The 3,875-nt window shown below is 37.8% G+C and carries 4 protein-coding genes; 3 read left to right on the forward strand and 1 reads right to left on the reverse strand.

Going from position 1 to position 3,875, the window contains the following annotated elements; genetic code table 11:
• Window positions 1-160: 160 nt before the first annotated feature.
• A complete protein-coding gene (locus tag AC52RT_RS02415) occupies window positions 161-577 on the reverse strand; it encodes an organic hydroperoxide resistance protein (RefSeq protein WP_495539269.1) in 417 nt (138 codons plus the stop codon).
• 588 nt (window positions 578-1,165) lie between these two features.
• Between AC52RT_RS02415 and AC52RT_RS02420 the strand changes: the two genes are divergently transcribed.
• The 3 genes from AC52RT_RS02420 to AC52RT_RS02430 form a co-directional block, all read left to right on the forward strand.
• Window positions 1,166-2,749 carry a peptide chain release factor 3 gene (locus tag AC52RT_RS02420; protein WP_495539270.1) on the forward strand — a complete coding sequence of 528 codons (1,584 nt, stop codon included), beginning with the start codon at window positions 1,166-1,168 and terminating at the stop codon, window positions 2,747-2,749.
• Window positions 2,750-2,782: 33 nt separating this feature from the next.
• Window positions 2,783-3,031, forward strand: coding sequence for a hypothetical protein (locus tag AC52RT_RS02425; protein ID WP_495539271.1), 249 nt, complete (start codon window positions 2,783-2,785; stop codon window positions 3,029-3,031).
• Between the two features lie 256 nt (window positions 3,032-3,287).
• Window positions 3,288-3,875: glycerol-3-phosphate acyltransferase (locus AC52RT_RS02430; RefSeq protein WP_495539272.1), on the forward strand; the 588-nt coding region annotated here is incomplete at its 3' end.

The following is a 3,875-nucleotide window of genomic DNA, read 5'->3' on the forward strand; positions in this document are numbered from 1 at the left end:
TTCATCGAGTGGAGGCTAAGCTTGATATATTAAATGAGACTATTATTGAACTTCCTATTAGATTGAGGGAAGGATTTTTAGAGAAAATATAAAGGTTGAATTCTTGCGAATATACAATGCAAAAAAGAGGCTGCCATTTATTGGACAGCCTCTCATTTTTTTAAACAAGATTTAATGTTACGTCTACGTTGTTTCTCGTAGCTTTTGAATACGGGCAGAATGCATGTGCTTTCTCGATGAATTGCTGTGCTTCTTCACGGTCCATTTCAGGAATAGAAATATCTAGTTTTACAGCAAGTTTCATCCCATCGTCCGCCTCATCTTTACCAATAGTAACATTTGCAGTGACTGTAGTATCTACTTTTTTCTTCGCTTTGCTTAACATGAGATTTAAGGCACCGTCAAAACAAGCCGCGTAGCCGCTGGCAAATAGTTGTTCAGGATTGGTTGCCTGTCCTCCCTTACCGCCAAGCTCTTTCGGAGTGGTAACATCAAAATCAATAATGCCGTCTTCAGATTTAACATGTCCATCTCTTCCGCCTGATGCGGTTACAACTGCAGTATAAAGTGGTTTCATATATCCCATCTCCCTTTCAATCTAGTCATATTTACTTCTCTATTACTATATCCCTGTTGCTTGACTGTTAAACAAAAAGAGAGGGACGAGTCGAACTGTCCGATTAATCTAATGAGGATGAAATTCGAATGTCGTTTTAATTCGTTCAAAAAGGGTAAAGTTATACTATGTAGTTAATTATAGAGAGGATGTTGCTGTGTGAAAAAGACATTAATCAAGAGGGCAGCTGTATTAATTGCTCCTATTGTTATAAAACAAGTGAAAAAATACTGGAATAATCGTAAGCGTTCTAAACGAGTTAACAGCTGAATAAGGGTAAAGCAGAGGCACCGATTGGGTGCCTTTTATTTTTATTCCTTCTTCAACTGAATAATTGGAAACTGACTTTTTTCCGTGTATTGTAGCCAAAAAAGAAGTGAATATGATATATTTTTAAACGTATGGATTAATGAGCGTACATATATAGCAAACAGCTTTTTATAATGGCTGGATAAAGATAATCAGGGGAAGGTTGTTACCCATGTAAAAATGCCTGATGGCTTATAGCATAGAAAGTGATTATATTAATGGAAAGAAAGGAATTCACACATGACAAATTTACAAGAAGAGGTTCAATCAAGACGAACCTTTGCTATTATCTCTCACCCGGATGCCGGGAAAACGACATTAACAGAAAAATTACTATTATTCGGTGGAGCAATCCGAGATGCCGGAACCGTTAAAGCAAGAAAGACAGGTAAGTATGCAACGAGTGACTGGATGGAAATTGAAAAACAACGGGGAATATCTGTTACTTCCTCAGTCATGCAGTTTGATTATGATGATTTCCGCGTTAATATCCTTGATACACCTGGTCACCAAGATTTCAGTGAAGATACGTATCGGACGTTGATGGCGGTCGACAGCGCCGTCATGATTATTGACTCTGCAAAAGGTATCGAGGATCAAACGATTAAGCTTTTCAAAGTTTGCCGTATGCGTGGAATTCCCATCTTTACCTTTGTAAATAAAATGGATCGTCAAGGTAAAATGCCGCTGGAACTGTTGGCTGAATTAGAAGAAGTGCTCGGAATTGAATCTTATCCGATGAACTGGCCGATTGGAATGGGCAAAGACTTTATTGGGATTTATGACCGGTTTAATAACAGAATTGAACAGTTCAAAAAAGAGGGAGAAGAACGTTTCCTTCCACTTGATGAATCTGGCGAACTGATGGATGGGAATGAGTTAAAGGATTCTCAGCTTTATGAACAGACACTTGAAGAAATCATGCTATTATCTGAAGCCGGCAATCAGTTTTCTGAAGAGGCAATTGCTAACGGTACACTAAGCCCAGTGTTCTTTGGGAGTGCATTAACTGCATTTGGTGTGCAAACATTCTTGGATGCCTATCTTCAATTTGCTCCTGCACCACAGCCTCGAGCTGCGACTACAGGTGAGATTGATCCTTTGGCTAAAGATTTTTCAGGCTTTATCTTTAAAATTCAAGCGAACATGAATCCAAAGCACCGTGACCGGATTGCCTTTTTGCGAATTTGCTCAGGTAAATTTGAACGCGGAATGAGTGTGAATTTAAGCAGAACGAGTAAACCGATTAATTTATCTTCATCTACACAATTTTTAGCTGATGATCGTAATACGGTTAATGAAGCAGTAGCTGGCGATATAATTGGGCTTTATGATACAGGTAATTACCAAATTGGTGATACGATCACTACAAGTAAGGACATGTATCAATTTGAACGTCTTCCACAATTTACACCAGAATTATTTATGCGTGTTACAGCGAAAAACGTTATGAAGCAAAAACACTTCCATAAGGGAATTAACCAGCTAGTTCAAGAAGGGGCTATTCAGCTGTTTAAAACGGTAAGAATGGAAGAGTATCTACTCGGAGCAGTAGGTCAACTTCAGTTTGAAGTGTTTGAACACCGTATGCGTAATGAGTATAATGTCGATGTTATAATGGAACGAATGGGAAATAAAATTACCCGTTGGGCCGTTGAAGAAAAAATTGATGAAAACCTTCATAACAGCCGGAGTATTCTTGTGAAGGATCGTTATGATAAATATGCATTCTTGTTTGAGAATGAATTTGCGCTTCGATGGTTTAAGGATAAAAATCCTGACGTAGAGTTATTTAATCCGATGGATGATGTGGGAAGACAATAAGCTTAACCTGAGACTGTCTTGTAAGGTCATTAAATGACCTTACAAGACAGTTTTTTTTATGATGAGGAGGGGCATGATTTTATAGCAGGTATACGTAAGTTAATACATATGAGTATCGGTGTTCGACCGGTTCTAAAAATGTTAAAAGAAGAAGGCGGTTTGCTTCCTCTTTGTCGTTTATTTGGCTTACTGCATTTTGTTGATTGTATTTATTTTGAAGGGTTCCTAAATACCATCCAGGTGCTGGTTGAATGCGCAATTACTTTGTTATGCAGCAGATGATCATAGTAACTCCCTCGGTGCTATTTTCTTCAAACCTCTAAATGTATCTGTACATCCTTATTAAAATATGAAACTAGAGATTTTGGATAAATGTTCATAACAATTTTTATGTGGATTAGTAAGAGAATTACCAAATATTATGAAAAAATAAATATATATAGGTTGCATCTTACAAAAAAGCACTTTATTCTTTAAATGAGTAGTAACCATAATTTTCAATGGTATATTTGTAATATATTGTATAGAAGGTGGAGAGATGTTACAGTTTCTGATGCTAATTGGCTTCTCTTATTTGTTTGGAAGTATCAATGGAGCATATTATGCGGCAAAATTCATGTCTGGCGACGATATTCGATTAGTTGGAAGCGGGAATGCAGGGGCGAGAAACGCGGGAAGACACTTAGGGAAAAAGGGTTTTTTGCTTACCTTATTTATCGATGTAGGAAAAACACTTATTGTTCTTACCATCGTTAGGAAGGGATTAGAGCTGAATAATATATGGTTGATTATTTCAGCGGTACTTGTACTTGTGGGACACATATGGCCGCTCCATCTGGAATTTCGGGGAGGAAAAGGGGTAGTTGTCTTTTTGACGGCAACACTTTTCATTATTCCAGTAGCTATTTTAATTGCGGGTGTTGTACTGGGAAGCGGGTACCTGCTTTTTCGTAAGTTCACGATAACCGGTTCATTTGCGATGCTGACCATTCCAATTACTTCTTGGTATGCAGGACAGACTCGGACTGAGACAATCGGATTGTTGTGTATGCTTATACTTGTGCTCTTAGTTCATGTTTATCCACGAAAAGGTACTAATCTCTCTACTTCTAACAATGTAGAATTG

Source organism: Peribacillus sp. (assembly GCF_059453735.1).

What these genes read in the sequence shown, in the direction of transcription:
- AC52RT_RS02420 (WP_495539270.1), top strand. Translation starts at nt 1,166, where the DNA reads ATGACAAATTTACAAGAAGAGGTTCAATCAAGACGAACCTTTGCTATT.
- AC52RT_RS02425 (WP_495539271.1), top strand. Translation starts at nt 2,783, where the DNA reads ATGACCTTACAAGACAGTTTTTTTTATGATGAGGAGGGGCATGATTTT.
- AC52RT_RS02415 (WP_495539269.1), bottom strand. Translation starts at nt 577, where the DNA reads ATGAAACCACTTTATACTGCAGTTGTAACCGCATCAGGCGGAAGAGAT.